General features: G+C 68.7%; 13 protein-coding genes. 9 read left to right on the top strand and 4 right to left on the bottom strand.

Annotated features, from left to right (window positions below):
- Positions 1-106 precede the first annotated feature (106 nt).
- A complete protein-coding gene (locus tag AB0F91_RS13015; RefSeq protein WP_360597340.1) occupies positions 107-1,234 on the bottom strand; it encodes a PA containing protein in 1,128 nt (375 codons plus the stop codon).
- Positions 1,235-1,444: 210 nt separating this feature from the next.
- Between AB0F91_RS13015 and AB0F91_RS13010 the strand changes: the two genes are divergently transcribed.
- Positions 1,445-2,536, top strand: coding sequence for an adenosine deaminase (locus tag AB0F91_RS13010; RefSeq protein WP_360597338.1), 1,092 nt, complete (start codon positions 1,445-1,447; stop codon positions 2,534-2,536).
- A gap of 112 nt (positions 2,537-2,648) precedes the next feature.
- Positions 2,649-3,863 carry an MFS transporter gene (locus tag AB0F91_RS13005; RefSeq protein WP_360597336.1) on the top strand — a complete coding sequence of 405 codons (1,215 nt, stop codon included), beginning with the start codon at positions 2,649-2,651 and terminating at the stop codon, positions 3,861-3,863.
- 104 nt (positions 3,864-3,967) lie between these two features.
- Here the strand turns inward: AB0F91_RS13005 and AB0F91_RS13000 are convergent, their stop codons facing one another.
- Positions 3,968-5,215 carry a primosomal protein gene (locus AB0F91_RS13000; RefSeq protein ID WP_360597335.1) on the bottom strand — a complete coding sequence of 416 codons (1,248 nt, stop codon included), beginning with the start codon at positions 5,213-5,215 and terminating at the stop codon, positions 3,968-3,970.
- Positions 5,216-5,370: 155 nt separating this feature from the next.
- Here AB0F91_RS13000 and AB0F91_RS12995 point away from each other — a divergent pair, with 155 nt between their 5' ends.
- Positions 5,371-7,878, top strand: coding sequence for a DUF3516 domain-containing protein (locus AB0F91_RS12995; RefSeq protein ID WP_360597333.1), 2,508 nt, complete (start codon positions 5,371-5,373; stop codon positions 7,876-7,878).
- Between the two features lie 94 nt (positions 7,879-7,972).
- Positions 7,973-8,134 carry a hypothetical protein gene (locus tag AB0F91_RS12990; RefSeq protein ID WP_360597331.1) on the top strand — a complete coding sequence of 54 codons (162 nt, stop codon included), beginning with the start codon at positions 7,973-7,975 and terminating at the stop codon, positions 8,132-8,134.
- A gap of 15 nt (positions 8,135-8,149) precedes the next feature.
- On the opposite strand, the gene AB0F91_RS12985 is transcribed toward AB0F91_RS12990, so the two are convergent.
- A complete protein-coding gene (locus tag AB0F91_RS12985; protein ID WP_360597330.1) occupies positions 8,150-8,776 on the bottom strand; it encodes a hypothetical protein in 627 nt (208 codons plus the stop codon).
- Between the two features lie 785 nt (positions 8,777-9,561).
- On the opposite strand from AB0F91_RS12985, the gene AB0F91_RS12980 reads away from it, so the two are divergent.
- On the top strand, positions 9,562-10,176 hold the full coding sequence (locus tag AB0F91_RS12980; protein ID WP_360597329.1) for a LysE family translocator: 615 nt from the start codon (positions 9,562-9,564) through the stop codon (positions 10,174-10,176).
- A 213-nt stretch (positions 10,177-10,389) separates the two neighbouring features.
- Here the strand turns inward: AB0F91_RS12980 and AB0F91_RS12975 are convergent, their stop codons facing one another.
- Positions 10,390-11,373, bottom strand: coding sequence for a sugar-binding domain-containing protein (locus tag AB0F91_RS12975; RefSeq protein WP_360597327.1), 984 nt, complete (start codon positions 11,371-11,373; stop codon positions 10,390-10,392).
- 131 nt (positions 11,374-11,504) lie between these two features.
- Between AB0F91_RS12975 and AB0F91_RS12970 the strand changes: the two genes are divergently transcribed.
- The 4 genes from AB0F91_RS12970 to AB0F91_RS12955 are packed head-to-tail and all read left to right on the top strand — an operon-like array spanning position 11,505 to position 15,619.
- A complete protein-coding gene (locus AB0F91_RS12970) occupies positions 11,505-12,509 on the top strand; it encodes a zinc-dependent alcohol dehydrogenase family protein (RefSeq protein ID WP_360597325.1) in 1,005 nt (334 codons plus the stop codon).
- Complete coding sequence (locus tag AB0F91_RS12965; RefSeq protein ID WP_360597323.1) at positions 12,502-13,842, top strand: sugar ABC transporter substrate-binding protein; 1,341 nt, start codon at positions 12,502-12,504, stop codon at positions 13,840-13,842. Before AB0F91_RS12970 ends, AB0F91_RS12965 begins: the two co-directional genes overlap by 8 nt.
- The gene (locus AB0F91_RS12960; protein WP_360597322.1) at positions 13,839-14,777 is read left to right on the top strand and encodes a sugar ABC transporter permease; all 939 of its coding nucleotides are present in this window, start codon (positions 13,839-13,841) and stop codon (positions 14,775-14,777) included. The genes AB0F91_RS12965 and AB0F91_RS12960 overlap by 4 nt, the downstream gene beginning before the upstream one ends.
- Positions 14,774-15,619, top strand: a complete 846-nt coding sequence (locus AB0F91_RS12955) for a carbohydrate ABC transporter permease (protein WP_360597321.1) — start codon at positions 14,774-14,776, stop codon at positions 15,617-15,619. The genes AB0F91_RS12960 and AB0F91_RS12955 overlap by 4 nt, the downstream gene beginning before the upstream one ends.
- Positions 15,620-15,641 lie beyond the last annotated feature (22 nt).

Here is a 15,641-nt window from a genome sequence, read left to right as displayed (position 1 = left end):
TGAACACAAGAGTGTCCCGCAGGAAGCCTGCGGGACGCGTTCGTCAGGTGGTTCAGACGACGAAAGCCCCCGCCGAGGCGGGGGCTTTCGTCAAGAGCACTAGACCTCACTCACCAGCAGCATCTTCCGGCTCGGACCCGTTCTTCGCCTTCGGGTCCACCGCCTTCGGGGACCGGCCGTTGCGCGAGCTACGCCGCGGCTGCCGCGGCGCCGGAGCCGGCGGCGCGATCTGCTGCACGGCCGGACCGCCACCCAGCATCAGCTCGGCAAAGGTGGCCATGGCCTCGTCCAGCTGGCCACCGATCCGGCGCACGGACTCGTCGTTCGAGCGGCGCACCAGGGAGTCGACGGAGTCGGTGTCAGGCTGCTTGGCCAGCGTGCCCTCGACCTTGGAGAGGCCGGACTTGATGGAGCCGTCCAGGTCGCCCAGCTGAGAGACGAAGCCGTCTTCGACCTTGTCCAGGCGGTTGCCCAGGTCGTCGAGGCGCTGGGTGACCGTGTCGAGGCGGTTGACCAGACCTTCGAGGCGCTCGGAGGCGTCGACCATCTCGCCGGTCTCGGTGATGGCGGTGCGGAGAGCGTCGGCGGTGCTGTCGAAGCGTTCGCGAGTGGCGCGGTCGAGTTCGTCGACGCGGGTGCGCAGCTCGTGGTCGGCCGTCTCGATGCGTTCGCGCAGGCTCGCGTCCGCGCTCTCGATGCGTTCGCGCAAAGTGGCCTCCGCGAGCTCGATGCGCTCGCGCACCGGGCCCTGCGTGGTCTGCGGGATCGAGTCGAGCTTCGCGTCCTGCTTGTCCAGGTGACCGCCCAGCTCGTCGAGCCGGCGGTGGATGTTCTGCAGCTTGTCCTCGAGCCCGTCCATCCGGCCGGCGACGCCCTCGAAGCGCGCGGCGACGCCGTCGAGCCGGCCGTCGAGCTGCGCGAACGGCTTGGCCAGCTTGTCGACGATGCTCTCGACCGCGTGGGTGAGCGCGGCGATCGCGTTGTCCTGGGCCTCCAGGCGCGTCATGGCCTCGTCGAGGCGCTCCGCGATCACACCGACCTCGGTGCGGTCGGGCATCTCGGACAGCCGCTTGCGCACGGCGCCCAGCGAGTCGACCGGGGCGAGGCGGGCGTAGATGTCGTCCAGCGCGTCGAAGATCTGCTGCTGTTCGCTCTCGCGCACTTCGGCCGCGCGCACCAGCATGTTGCGCATCCGGTCGAAGGACGGAGCGGCAATGTGGTTGTCAGTGGTCACTGCTGTGTCCTTCGTCGGCGGGGAATGGAAGGGACGTGGCCCGAAGCTTATCCAGTGAAAAATTGCTGTGCGTGTGGGCCCCGCCAAGACGGGATAACGGCGGCGTTACCCGGATGGCCGATTCCTTCCTTGATCGTCAAAGCTGAGGGTTGCCTCGACGCGCGGAGTTACCGCCATGTAGGGGAATGACAACGAGACTACCGTTGGTGCATGTCAGACGTAACCCCGCTCGACGCAGCGACCCTGCTCCGAGCCCCCAAGGTCCTGCTGCACGACCACCTGGACGGCGGCCTTCGTCCGGCCACCGTCGTCGAGCTCGCGGAAGCGACGGGCTACGACGCCCTGCCGACCACCGACGTCGAGGCCCTCGGCCGCTGGTTCCGCGAAGCCGCCGACTCCGGCTCGCTCGTGTCCTATCTCGAGATGTTCGCCCACACCTGCGGCGTGATGCAAACCGAGGAAGCGCTGGTCAGGGTCGCGGCCGAGGCGGTGGAAGACCTCGCGGCCGACGGCGTCGTCTACGCCGAGCTGCGCTACGCGCCCGAATTGTTCGTCGAACGCGGGCTGTCACTCGATGCGGTGGTCGAAGCGGTCCAGACCGGTCTCGACGAGGGAACACAGCGCGTGGCCGCGGCGGGCGGCGCGATCAAGGTGCGCACGTTGCTATGCGCGATGCGCCAGCACGCGCGCGCCCTCGAGATCGCCGAACTGGCCGTGCGCCACCGCGACGCCGGCGTGGCGGGCTTCGACATCGCCGGCCCCGAGGACGGCTTTCCGCCCACCCGAAATCTCGACGCATTCGAATATCTGCGTTCGAACAACGCGCATTTCACGATTCACGCGGGTGAGGCATTCGGTTTGCCGTCCATTTGGGAGGCCATCCAGTATTGCGGCGCCGAACGGCTCGGCCACGGCGTGCGGATCGTCGAGGACATCAAGACCGATTCGGACGGAACGGTCCACCTTGGACGGTTGGCGAGCTACGTTCGGGACCGCCGCATACCCCTGGAGATCTGCCCGACGTCGAACGTGCAGACGGGCACCGTCTCGTCGTTCGCCGAGCACCCGATCGCCCAGCTCGCCCGGCTGCACTTCCGGGTCACGGTGAACACCGACAACCGGCTGATGAGCGGATGCACGATGACCAGTGAATTCACCGCTCTGGCGACCACGTTCGGGTTCGGCCTTGATGATCTTCGCTGGTTCACGATCAATGCCATGAAATCCGCGTTCCTCGATTTCGACGCCCGGTTGTCGCTGATCAACGACGTGATCAAGCCCGGGTACGCCGCTCTGGCCTGACCGTCGACGCTCCCGGACGCGGCCGCCGGCAAGGCGGTTGCGTCCGTTAGCATGCCCAACTAAAGTTCAGAATGTAGGAACTAATTCTCAATATGTGAGACGGTGGGAAAAGATGTCGCAGGTCGCGGCCGGGGAATCGATACGCGAGGAGTCCAGTTCTCGACGGTGGCTCATCCTCGCGCACGGCCTCGCCGCGCAGACCGCGAGCTGTTCCTTCCTCTACGGGCTGCCCTTCCTGGTCCCTGCGATGCGCGCCGCCGACGATCTGACGCTCGCCGAGGCCGGCACCGTCGTCGCCGCGCCGAGCATCGGCCTGCTGCTCACCCTGATCGTGTGGGGCGCGGCTGCGGACCGTTACGGAGAGCGCTTGATCATGGCCCTCGGACTGGGTGCTTCAGGGTTACTCCTGGTGTATGCCGCGCTGTGGCATCACTCGGTCGGGCTGCTCTTCGGCGTGTTTCTTGTAGCCGGAGCGTGCACGGCTTCGGTCAACGCGGCGAGCGGCCGGGTCGTGATGGGCTGGTTCTCGAAGTCCGAGCGCGGCATGGCGATGGGCATCCGGCAGACGGCGCAACCGCTGGGTGTCGGCGTGGCCGCGCTGGGCCTGCCGCCGCTGGCCGCGCGCTGGGGTTTCCAGGCCGCGATGCTGCTGCCGGCCGTGCTGGCGATCCTGATCGCACTGCTGGTCGTGGTGTTCGTGGCCGACCCGCCGCGGCCGCCGCGCCCCGCGCGCGGTGCCGAGAAGCCGCCTTCGCCGTACCGCAAGCCGTGGCTGTGGCGCGTGCACGGCGCGAGCGCGCTGCTGGTCGTGCCGCAGTTCACGGTCTCGACGTTCGCGCCGGTGTACCTCGTGTCGCAGCAACACTGGAGCCCGTCGGGGGCCGGTGTGTTCCTCGCGGTGGCCCAGGTGCTCGGCGCGGCGGGCCGGCTGGGGTCGGGCTACTGGTCCGACCGCGTCGGCAGCCGGCTGCGCCCGATGCGGCAGCTCGCGGTGGCCGGCGTGGTCGTGATGCTGCTCGTGGCCCTCGGCGACGCGACGTGGCTATGGCTCGTGCTGGTCGCGCTGGTCCTCGCCGCGATCATCACGGTCGCCGACAACGGCCTCGGCTTCACCGCGTCCGCCGAGCTCGCCGGCGTCGCCTGGTCGGGCCGCGCGATGGCCACCCAGAACACCGCGCAGAACATCGCCGGGGCCCTCACTCCACCGCTGCTCGGCCTGCTGATCGGGGACAGCCGGTTCGCGCTGGCATTCTGCGTGGTGGCTGTCTTTCCGGCGCTGGCGATTGCGGTGGTGCCGGTTCGCGCGGAATCCGAAGCGCACCGCTGAGCGGGACGCGGTCCGAATCGTTGCCCGGCTCACCCGGCCCGGAAAGACGCCGATGGCCGCACCCTGGATCCGAGTGCGGCCGCCGGCAGTTCACTCCAAGAGGTTCAGACCACCGTCAGGCGGTTCTCGAACGACTCCACCAGCTTGCGCCATGCGCTCTGCTCGGTGTCGAACGGCGCGCTCGGCTCGAGGCGGGTCGGGTCCGGGCGCAGCACGAAGGAGACCAGCCAGCCGAGGCTTTCGTTCTGCGACAGGGCCGTCTCGACGGAGTCGTCCTCGGCCCAGTCGGCGGCGTCGGTGATGAGCTCGACCGCCAGCTCCAGCTGGTTGGGGTCGATGGACTCGACGCCCGCGGCGATGTCGTCGTCGAGGCCGGTGAGTACGTAGGTGTTCTCGGCGTCGACCTCGACCTCGAGCTCGCCGGCCTTGGCCTTCTCGAGCACGTCGTCCCAAGTGGACACGTCGGCGAGGTCGGTGTCGGCCACGTCCTTGCCGTCCTTGAGGGCGGCGAGCAGGGCCTTCTCGGAGGAGAAGACGTCGATCTCGCCTTCGCTGCCGAGGAAGATCGGCTTGTCGTCGAGGTAGCAGCGCAGCGTGTAGTACTCGGCGCCGGCCGTGACGATCTTGATCGGGTCGATGCCGACCTCACCCCAGAAACCGACCGGCTCGTCGTCCTCCTCCTCGTCGGAGTCGGGCGCGTCGACGGCTTCGAGGTCCTCCGGCTGGGCAGCCTCGGCCTCGGCCGACTCCTCGTGGAACGCCGCCAGCTCCTCGGCCGTCTGCTCCAGCACGGCGGCGTCGACCTCGGGCACGGTCACGAGGTTGTCGATCGCGTCGAGCACGATGTCCCACTTCTCGGACACGGCCTTGGACAGGTCGTTCCACAGGGCCTCGCCCTCGCGGCCGGTGAACGGCAGCCGGCCCTGCTCCAGGAGCGAGAAGCCCTCGTAGGCGTCGAGGACCTCGTGCACCTCCTCGAGCTCGCAGACGTCGGCGAGCGAACGGACGATGCCGACGATCTCCGCGAGCTCCGCGATCGTCCACGAGTCGGGCTCCTCGGCGACCAGTTCGGGCACGCCGACGAGGTCGTAGGAGTGGTCGTCGTCGGGGATCAGCTCGGGCACGTTCAGCGCCGGCACCGCGTCCCACGCCGGGTGGTCGAGCAGGTCGTGCTGGTCGGACGTACGCACGAAAGCGGCCAGGTGAGCGGCGTCGGGGAAGGCGTACAGGTCGTCCTCGTCGCCGAGGAACGCTTCCCACTCCTCGCCGTCCTCCCGCCACCGCGGAGCCCACAGGGTGACGACGTCGCCCTGCGGCAGCCCGAGCTCGATCGGGATGATGTCCTGTGCCATTCTGCGAACCCTCCGGAGTACCGCCCGTGTACGCGCGCCCGCCCGGAAGTATCCCCCGGTCGGTGCGCGGTACCGCGAAGCCTACGGGTTGGGGCAAGCAGCCGCGATCGCCCCTGGGGAACCGGCGGCCCGGGGATGGCACGATGGGCAGCGCGATGACACTCACAGACCTCCTGCCAGCGGATCCCGACGCCGACTCCCTGTTCGAAGCCTTCTCCACGTGGACGGCCGAGCGGGGCATCCAGCTGTACCCGGCCCAGGAGGAGGCGCTGATCGAGGTCGTCTCGGGCGCCAACGTGATCCTCTCGACGCCCACCGGCTCCGGGAAGAGCCTCGTGGCCGTCGGCGCCCACTTCACCGCGCTCGCCCACGGCCGCCGCAGCTACTACACCGCCCCGATCAAGGCCCTGGTCTCGGAGAAGTTCTTCCAGCTCATCGAGATCTTCGGCGCCGACAAGGTCGGCATGATGACCGGCGACTCCAGCGTGAACGCGGACGCGCCGATCATCTGCTGCACCGCGGAAATCTTGGCGAACATCGCGTTGCGCTTCGGTGCCGACGCGCCTGTGGGCCAGGTGATCGCCGACGAGTTCCACTTCTACTCCGAGCCCGACCGCGGCTGGGCGTGGCAGGTCCCGATCATCGAGCTGACCGGTGCACAGTTCGTGCTGATGTCGGCGACTTTGGGCGACGTCTCGTTCTTCCAGAAGGACCTCACGCGGCGCACGGGCCGCTCGACGGCGGTCGTCACGTCGGCGCAGCGGCCGGTGCCGCTGACCTTCCGCTACGCGCTCACGCCCATTCACGAGACCATGTCCGAGCTGCTCCACGGCGGCCAGGCGCCCGTGTACGTGGTGCACTTCTCCCAGGCCGCGGCCATCGAGCGGGCGCAGACGTTGATGAGCATCAATGTGACGACGAAGGCCGAAAAGGAAGCGATCGCCGACCTGATCGGCGACTTCCGCTTCTCCGCGGGCTTCGGCAAGACGCTCTCGCGGCTCGTGCGCCACGGCATCGGCGTGCACCACGCCGGCATGCTGCCGAAGTACCGGCGCCTGGTCGAGACGCTCGCGCAGTCCGGGCTGCTCAAGGTGATCTGCGGGACGGACACGCTCGGCGTCGGCATCAACGTGCCGATTCGCACGGTCGTGTTCTCCGCGCTGACCAAGTACGACGGCGTGCGCCAGCGCCACCTGAAGGCACGCGAGTTCCACCAGATCGCCGGCCGCGCGGGCCGCGCCGGGTACGACACCGACGGGTATGTGGTCGTCCAGGCGCCCGACCACGTCGTGGAGAACGCCAAGGCTCTCGAGAAGGCGGGCGACGACCCCAAGAAGAGGAAGAAGATCGTCCGGAAGAAGGCGCCGGAGGGGTTCGTCAACTGGACGGAGAGCACCTTCGACCGCCTGATCGCGGCCGACCCCGAGCCGTTGACCTCGAGCTTCCAGGTCAGCCACTCGATGCTGCTGAACGTGATCTCCCGGCCGGGCAACGCGTTCGACCACATGCGCCACCTGCTGGAGGACAACCATTCGGACCGCCCGACGCAGCGCAAGCTGATCCTGCGCGCGATCGCCATTTACCGGGCGTTGCTCGCCGCGGGTGTCGTGGAGCGACTGTCCACTCCGGACGCCGATGGCCGGATCGTGCGGCTGACGGTGGATCTGCAGTTCGACTTCGCGCTGAACCAGCCGTTGTCGCCGTTCGCCTTGGCGGCGGTGGAGCTGCTGGATGTGGAATCGCCTTCGTACGCGCTTGATGTCGTGACCATTGTGGAATCCACCGTGGACGACCCACGGCCCGTGCTGTCGCAGCAGCAGTTCAAGGCCCGCGGCGAGGCCGTGCAGGCGATGAAGGCCGAGGGCATCGAGTACGACGAGCGCATGGAGCTGCTCGAGGCAGTGACGTACCCCAAGCCGCTGGAGGAGCTGCTGTCCGCGGCGTACGCCAGCTACCGCCAGGGCCACCCGTGGGTCGCGGACTACGAGCTGTCCCCGAAGTCCGTGGTGCGCGACATGTACGAGCGCGCGATGAACTTCGTGGAGTACATCGGCTACTACCAGCTGGCGCGCTCCGAGGGTCTGGTGCTGCGCTACCTGGCGGACACGTACGACGCGCTGCGCCACACCGTCCCGGACGAGGCGAAGACCGAGGCGCTGCAGGACCTCATCGAGTGGCTGGGCGAGCTCGTTCGCCAGGTCGACTCCAGTCTGCTGGACGAGTGGGAGGCCCTGCGGCACCCTTCTTCCGCCGACGGCCCGGTCTCCCAGCGTCCGCCCGCCGAACCCCCCGCCGTCACGCGCAACGAACGTGCCTTCCGCGTCCTGGTGCGCAACGAGCTCTTCCGCCGCGTCGAGCTCGCCGCCCGTCGCAACTACGACGCTCTGGGCGAGCTCGACGCCGCCGCCGGCTGGGACGCCGACGCCTGGGAAGACGCGATCGAGGACTACTTCGACGAGCACGACACCCTGGGCATCGGACCGGACGCCCGCGGGCCCGCGTTGCTGCTCATCGAGCAGGAACCCGATGTGTGGCGCGTCCGCCAGATCTTCGACGACCCCGCGGGCGACCACGACTGGGGCATCAGCGCGGAGGTCGATCTGCGCGCCTCGGACGAGGTCGGCTCGGCCGTCGTGCGCATCGTGGACGTCAATCAACTCTGACGACGCGCGTCCGTTTGAGTGAGGTTTGCCTGAGTGGCCATGGTGTCCTCCGGCGCGCCCTAGCGTTGACCGGGCCGAGAAGGAGGAGGGAACCATGGTGGAGGACAAGAACGACAGCGGTGGTGACGTGGAGGCGAAGCCGGCGAGCGGCGGGGACGTGGAGGCGAAGCCGGCGAGCGGCGGGGACGTGGAGGCGAAGCCGGCGAGCGGCGGCGACGTCGAGGCCAAGCCCGCCAGCGGTGGGGACGTCGAGTGACGACCGGCGGTAGCGTCAGGCCACGGCCAGGCGCTGCCGCCGCCCGCTGAGCAGGACGATGAGCATCACCAGCGACAGCGCGGGCGACGGGTAGCCCACCACCAGACCCACAGTGGTGTCGAGAACCGGCGCGACGACCGCCGCCACGAACACCCACGTGGGCGCCGTCGCGGGTTTGGTGGCGGGGGACCACGGCGTGCGGGGCCACGGCTTCGCCACGGAAATCCACGCCTGCACGGCCAGCCCGCCCGCCATGAGTCTCGCGCCGGCGGCCTGTTGCCACGTCGGGGTGGCCGTCGCGGCGGCGTGCTCCAGGGCTGGCGAGAGCAGGAAGATCCCGGCGTGCAGCTGCACCAGTGTGAGCCCGAACTTCACCAGCACCCACCAGTGCCGGAAGAATCCCCAGGCCGTCGCGCCGGCCAGCACCAACCCGGTGAACGCGGCGGCGTTCGCCATGGGCGCCAGCAACGCCGTGTCCAGGTGCCGCGCCATGTTCATCGCGGCGGCGCGCGTGGCCCGGTCGCCCTGGAGCGCCACGAGCGTCAGCGTCATGAGCCCGAACGCCTGGCTCATCCACGCGATCGACGACACCGCGTGCAGCCACACCACCGCCTGCCGCCACCGCGGCGAGACCCTGGTCACGGCAGTAACAATCGCCTGGACACCACCGCGGGCACATCCGGTGAACACCCTGAGATCACCCCGAGACGAACGCCGCCCGCGTGTCGAATCCGGCGCGCCACGGGGCCGATCGCGAATGCGACGGTCGCCTCCAGCAAGGCGGTGCGCTCCAGGCCGCCCGCGGCCGGCGGAGTGTGGCCGACGTCCCGGATGAGCTCCGGCACCGCGTCTCCGGAGCGCCGCACAACGGCACCGCGAGCGGTCACCTACGACTGGTGGCGGCGTCGTCCGCCAGGTTTCCCCGGAGCGAGGTCGAACGCCTTCACGGCGGTGCAAGCCGAAGGCACTGTTGCGGCGCGTGGACTTGCACCGGCTGCGTCATCTCCCGAGACGCCGGCGACTTCAGCCGGGGACAGGAGATCGTGTTCGCTAGCCGGCGTCGGACGCGCGGCAGGATCGGCGCGGCTTGAGCGCGGGCAAGAGCCCAGGCTCTTTGACTCTCGCGTTTGCCGCAACACCCCCGGGTCGGTGCCGCGGTGAGCTGCGGAGCGCCTTGGCGGGAGCACTGGGAAGGTCCTGTCCGAGACAGCCCGCCCGCCGGCGCGAGGCGGTATGTGCTGGTGAGTTGCGGCGAAGGTCGATGACCTCGTCGCGCGCGGTACGTCAGGGTCAGGCATTCGGCCGATAACTGCCCCAACGGCGACATCGCCCGTTCGAGGCCGGTGATGCCTGAAGAGTTCGTCACAAACCCTGCCCCAGCCGGACACCCGGGTTACCGTCCCGGACGAAATCCGAGGAGGCGAGCCATGATCGACTGGGCCGGTTTTGTCCCCGCCGCGATCGTGGTGTCGCTCATTCCGGGCGCCAACCAGTTGCTCGGCCTGCGCAACGCCGCCCGCTACGGCGTCGGCCACGCCATGGCCGGCATCAGCGGCCGGTTCGCCGCGTTCGTGGTCCTGATCGCCCTCGTCGCGGCCGGGCTGGGGACGCTGCTGGCCGCGTCCGCCGAACTGCTCACGATCCTCAAGTGGGTCGGCGTCGCCTACCTGCTGTGGCTCGGCCTCAGCAGCATCCTGCGCGCCCGCCGCGAGATGAGCCAGGCGCAGGAACCGCCGAAGAGCAAGAACCTGCGAGCCGTAGTGGTCAACGAGTTCGCCGTCGCCATCAGCAACCCCAAGGCGCTGCTGCTGTTCGCCGCCCTCCTGCCGCAGTTCACCACGACCGGCAGCCCGGCGGCGCTCGCCGAGCTGGGCTCCGCCTACCTCGGGGTGGAACTCGTCGTCGGCCTCGCCTACGTGCTGGTCGGCCGGGCCATCGGCGTCGCCGGCGTCAAGGCCAGGACCCAGCGCAAGGTCGACGTCGGCTCCGGCATCTGCTTCGTCATCCTCGCCGGCGTGCTTGCCCTCGACAGTTCACTCTGACAGTGGCCGCCAGCCCGGGCAGCGGCACCGCAGCCGCCGCGGGATCAGCGCGGTCCCCAGCGGTGCTGCCTCACTTCGCGAAAGCGGGCGCGACTCGCGCTCGCTGGGCAGCGCCGACCTACGCGTCGAGCGGCGTGCTCGCGGTTGACCGCCTAGCCTGGCAGCGCCCGAGGACCTCGCCGCGCCGGAGCCGGCGGACTCGCCGTCGGCAGTTCACTCTGACAGCGGCCGCTTCTCCGCCAGCTCCAGCAACGGCACCGCAGCGGCAGCATCCGTGATCAGGGTCGACACCATGCCGGACCGCAGCACGGCGTCCACTGCGGCTGCCTTCGGCTCGCTGTAGCCGATCGCGATCACTTCCGGCACCGCGAGCAGCTCCTCCGTGCTGATCGCGAGCACGTGGTGCGCCAAGCCGGTCGACAGAACGTTTCCCGACGCGTCGAACAGCCGGGCCGCGACCTCGGCCGTCGCGCCGCGGGCGGCGATGGCGGCGCGCTCGGCTTCGTCCAGGGCGTCGTACACGGTGGACTCGCCGGGCTGCCAGGCGCCGATGCTCACCACGGCCTTCGTCAGCTTGCCGAACTGCCCGAAAGTCTCGGCGATGCCGGGCTGGTGGCGCAGGATCTCGGTCGTCCGGCGGTCGGGGAGGACGAGTGGGCCGAAGATCGGATAAGCGTCGCCGCCGGAGACCGAGGTCACGCGGCTCACGGTTTCGACGGAGCGCCCGCGCATGTCCATGCCGGCCTGCACGCCGCACAACTGCACGATCGGGCAGCGCGGAAGTGTTCTGATGGCCTCGGTCATCGCGTTGACCGACCGGGCCCACGACAGCCCGATGACGTCCGTCGGGCGGGCGATCTCCTCGAGGAGGTGGGCGGCGAGGGTGCCGACCTTCTGGCGCACGACCTCGCGCGGCTCCTTCGCCGCCGCTCGTTCGAGCACCAAAGCGCGGCGAAGCCCGTACGCGCGCCTGACCTCGTCGGACAGCTCCACGTCGAGTGGTGCGGGCAGGTCGAACTCCACCCTGACCAGGCCCGTCTCGCGGGCCGTCTCGAGCAGGCGCGCGACCTTGAACCGGCTCACGCCGAACTCCTCGGCGATCTCCAGCTTCGAGCGGCCCTGCACGTAGAAGCGGCGGGCCATGGTGGCCAGCTCCAAGCTCTCGGTCAGGAGTGGCCGGGCTTTCTTCCTGCTCATATGAGCACCATAGCGCAGGATCTCACTCAAAAGGTTGACGAAGCGCCTAGAAAACGCCTGTAATGCTTCCACCAATTAGCACCGCCACACGTTAATACCGCTCAGACGAGCGCCCAGGAAGGGGATGAGGCATGCGTGCCGCGATCGTGGACCGGCCCGGGGAAATCCGGGCCGGCGACGTTCCCGATCCGAAGCCCGGAGAGCGCCAGGTCGTCGTGCAGGTCGGCGCCTGCGGGATCTGCGGGACGGACCTGCACATCGCCGACGGGCATTTCCCGCCGACGCCGTACCCCATCGTTCCCGGCCACGAGTTCGCCGGCGAGATCGTCGAGCTCGGTGCCGACGTGCCGGGCGAGTGGAAGATCGGCGACCGTGTGGCCGTCGACCCGTCGCTGTACTGCGGCTACTGCACGCCGTGCCGCTCCGGCCACGGCAACCTCTGCGCCAACTGGAACGCGACCGGCGACACCGTCAACGGCGCGTTCGCCGAGTACGTCGCCGTGCCGGCCGACACCTGCCACAAGATGCCCGACTCGATGACGTGGGAGCAGGGCGCGCTCGTCGAACCCGTCTCGTGCGCGGTGCACGGCGTGCGCCGCATCGGCGTCGAGGCGGGCGAACGCTTCCTCGTCGTCGGCGCCGGCACGATGGGCCTGATCATGCAGCAGCTCCTGCAGCGCGCGGGCGCCCAAGTCACGGTCGTCGACCGCAACGCGAGCCGCCTGCCGCGCGCCACCGACCTCGGCGCCACCGCCGTGGCCGAGGACGTGTCCGCTTTGGACGGTGAGCTCTACGACGCGGCGGTCGACTGCACGGGCGCCGCGCCCGCCATCGAGTCGGCCTTCGACGCGGTGCGCCGCGGCGGCCGTCTGCTCGTGTTCGGCGTCGCTCCCGCCGAGGCCCGCGTCGCGCTCTCGCCCTTCCGCATCTACAACGACGAGATCACCATCGTCGGCTCCATGGCCGTGCTCAACAGCTACGCGAGCGCACTGGACCTCGTCGCCAAGGGCTTCATCGACACCGAAGCGCTGATCACTGATACCTTCGGGCTGGCGCAGTACCCCGACGCGCTGGCCAAGATGCGCAGCGGCTCCGGCCTCAAGATCCAGGTGCTCCCCGGAGGCGGCCGTGCGTAAACTCCTGTGCCTCCTTGCCGCGACAGCGTTGTTCGTCACGGGATGCGCCGGAGCCGGGTCGTTCGGCAACGGTGGGCGGACGCTCGTCATCGCGATCGTCTCGAATCCCCAGATGAAGGACGCCATCTCACTCTCGAGTGAGTTCGAGAAGGCGAACCCGGGCGTGCGCCTCAAGTTCGTCTCCCTGCCGGAGAACGAGGCGCGCGCGAAGATCACCGCGTCCACCGCCACCCAGGGCGGGGAGTTCGACGTGGTGATGATCAGCAACTACGAGGCCCCGCAGTGGGCGGCCAACGGCTGGCTCGAGAACCTCGAACCGCACCTGAAGGCCACCCCGGGCTACGACGAGAACGACTTCATCCCCAGCATCCGGCAGTCGCTGTCGTACGAGAACCAGATGTACGCGGTGCCGTTCTACGGGGAATCGTCCTTTGTGGTCTACCGCAAGGACCTGTTCCAGCAGGCCGGGATCACCATGCCGGCGCACCCCACGTGGCAGCAGATCGCGGACTACGCGGCGAAGCTCGACGACAAGAACGCCGGCATCGCGGGCATCTGCCTGCGCGGCAAGCCGGGCTGGGGCGAGAGCCTCGCGCCGTTCACCACTGTCGCCAACACCTTCGGCGCGCAGTGGTTCGACAAGGACTGGAACGCCAGGCTCACCAGCCCGGAGTTCACGCAGGCGGCCGACTTCTACGTGAACCTCGTGCGCGACCACGGTGAGGTCGGCGCCTCCAGCGCCGGGTTCTCCGAGTGCGGCACGCGCTACGCCCAGGGTCAGGTCGCGATGTGGTACGACGCCACGTCGATGACCGGCACCACCGAAGACCCCACCAGCAGCAAGGTCGTCGGCAAGAACGGCTACGCGCCGGCCCCGGTCGAGAAGACTCAGGCCAGCGGCTGGCTCTACACGTGGGCGCTCGGTATCCCGAAGGTCGCCAAAGACAAGGATGACGCCTGGAAGTTCATGGCGTGGATGACCGACAAGGCGTACGCGAAGAAGGTCGGCGAGACCTACGGGTGGAACCGCGTGCCGCCGGGCACCCGCCAGTCGACGTACGAGATTCCGCAGTACCGCGACGCGGCCAAGGCGTATGCCCAGCCGACGCTCGACGGGATCGCCGACGCCAACCAGCAGAAGGCCATGGTGAGCCCGGTGCCGTACCCGGGAATCCAGTTCGTGGGGATCCCGGAGTTCCAGGACCTCGGTACACGCGTCAGCCAGCAGTTGTCCGCGGCGATCGCGGGACAGACGTCCGTGGCTGATGCATTGGCGCAGTCACAGAAGTACGCCGCCACGGTCGGCAAGTCGTACCAGGAGGTGCAGGGATGAGTACCATCTCGGTCCCCGCCGGCACGGCGCCGGCCACCACTCGCCCGGCGACCACGAAGAAGAAGGCCACCGGCACGGCCGGCAAGCGGCGCCTGCCGCTGTTGCCCGCCTTGATCTTTGTGATCGCGGTGACGCAGATTCCCTTCCTGCTCACCATCTACTACTCGTTCCAGTCCTGGAACCTGGTGCGGCCGGGATCGTTGCACTTCGTCGGCTTGCAGAACTACGCCGACGTCGTCACCGACTCCACGTTCCTCGGTGCGCTGCTCAACACCGTCGTACTCACGGTGGTGTGCGTGTTCGTGTCGCTGCTGCTCGGGCTCGGCCTGGCGATCCTGCTGGACCGCAAGTTCGTCGGCCGCGGTTTCGTGCGGACGTTGCTGATCACGCCGTTCCTGATTCTGCCGGCGGCCGGCGCGCTGCTGTGGAAGACCACGATGTTCGACCCGACGTACGGCCTGCTGCACTTCGTGTTCGGCACCGACGTCGACTGGCTTTCGCAGTTCCCGCTCGCCGCGGTGATGGCGCAGGTCATCTGGCAGTGGACGCCGTTCATGATGCTGCTGACGCTCGCCGGCCTGCAGAGCCAGCCGAAGGACGTGCTCGAGGCCGCGTCGGTCGACGGCGCGGGCCGCCGGCGGACGTTCGTGTCGATCACGCTGCCGCACCTGTCACGGTTCCTGCAGCTCGCGACGCTGCTGGGCGCGATCTACATCGTGAACAGCTTCGACGCGATTTTCCTCATGACGCAGGGCGGTCCGGGCACGGCCAGCACCAACCTGCCGTTCTACATCTACCAGCGCGCGTTCGAGGGCTTCGACATCGGCCAGTCGTCGGCGATGGGTGTGGTGGTCGTGATCATCACGATGATCGTCGCGACGTTCGCCCTGCGCCTGATGTTCCGCGCGTTCTCCGTGGACGGAGGGGCGAAATGACCACGGCTGTTTCCGCAGTTCCCGGGCGCAAGCGCCGCTACGGGGCGGGCTCGCTCACCGTCGTCACGTGGGTCGTCGCGATCCTCTTCGTGTTCCCGCTGCCGTGGATGATCCTCACGGCGTTCAAGCGGGAGTCCGCCGCCTACACCGACCCGCCGAAGCTCTTCTTCAGCCCGACGTTCGACCAGATCTCCGGGGTTCTCAAGGGCGGCTTCCTGCCGTACCTGGCGAACTCGGCGTTCGTGACTGTGGTGTCCACGCTGTTGGTGCTGCTACTCGGCATCCCGGCTGCGTACGCGCTTTCGCTGGCGCCGGTGAAGAAGACGAAGAACGCGCTGAGCTTCTTCCTGTCCACCAAGATGCTGCCGATCGTCGCGGCCATCATCCCGCTGTACGTGATCTCCCAGAACACCAACCTGCTCGACACGGTGTGGGCGCTGATCATCCTGTACACGTCGATGAACCTGCCGCTCGCGATCTGGATGATGCGCTCGTTCTTCCTCGAGGTTCCCGGCGAGATGATCGAGGCGGCCCACATCGACGGCGCCAACCTCCCCACGCTGCTGCGCAGGATCATCATGCCGGTCGTCGCCCCGGGCGTCGCGGCGACGGCGCTGATCTGCGTGATCTTTTCGTGGACCGAGTTCTTCTACGCAGTGAACCTGACGGCTGCCCGCGCCGGCACGGTGCCGGTGTTTTTGGTCGGGTTCATCACGAGTGAAGGGTTGTACTGGGCGCAGCTGTCCGCAGCGGCGTTGCTGGCTTCGTTGCCGGTGATGATCGTCGGGTGGTTCGCGCAGAACCACCTGGTGCGAGGGTTGTCGATGGGAGCGGTGAAGTAGATTTTGCCTGGATGCCGTACTT

The sequence above is a fragment of the Amycolatopsis sp. NPDC023774 genome, from assembly GCF_040639695.1.
Taxonomy (GTDB): domain Bacteria; phylum Actinomycetota; class Actinomycetes; order Mycobacteriales; family Pseudonocardiaceae; genus Amycolatopsis.
This window is presented reverse-complemented; position numbering and strand designations above follow the sequence as displayed.

What these genes read in the sequence shown, in the direction of transcription:
- AB0F91_RS13010 (WP_360597338.1), top strand. Translation starts at nt 1,445, where the DNA reads ATGTCAGACGTAACCCCGCTCGACGCAGCGACCCTGCTCCGAGCCCCC.
- AB0F91_RS13005 (WP_360597336.1), top strand. Translation starts at nt 2,649, where the DNA reads ATGTCGCAGGTCGCGGCCGGGGAATCGATACGCGAGGAGTCCAGTTCT.
- AB0F91_RS13000 (WP_360597335.1), bottom strand. Translation starts at nt 5,215, where the DNA reads ATGGCACAGGACATCATCCCGATCGAGCTCGGGCTGCCGCAGGGCGAC.
- AB0F91_RS12995 (WP_360597333.1), top strand. Translation starts at nt 5,371, where the DNA reads ATGACACTCACAGACCTCCTGCCAGCGGATCCCGACGCCGACTCCCTG.
- AB0F91_RS12990 (WP_360597331.1), top strand. Translation starts at nt 7,973, where the DNA reads ATGGTGGAGGACAAGAACGACAGCGGTGGTGACGTGGAGGCGAAGCCG.
- AB0F91_RS12980 (WP_360597329.1), top strand. Translation starts at nt 9,562, where the DNA reads ATGATCGACTGGGCCGGTTTTGTCCCCGCCGCGATCGTGGTGTCGCTC.
- AB0F91_RS12975 (WP_360597327.1), bottom strand. Translation starts at nt 11,373, where the DNA reads ATGAGCAGGAAGAAAGCCCGGCCACTCCTGACCGAGAGCTTGGAGCTG.
- AB0F91_RS12970 (WP_360597325.1), top strand. Translation starts at nt 11,505, where the DNA reads ATGCGTGCCGCGATCGTGGACCGGCCCGGGGAAATCCGGGCCGGCGAC.
- AB0F91_RS12960 (WP_360597322.1), top strand. Translation starts at nt 13,839, where the DNA reads ATGAGTACCATCTCGGTCCCCGCCGGCACGGCGCCGGCCACCACTCGC.
- AB0F91_RS12955 (WP_360597321.1), top strand. Translation starts at nt 14,774, where the DNA reads ATGACCACGGCTGTTTCCGCAGTTCCCGGGCGCAAGCGCCGCTACGGG.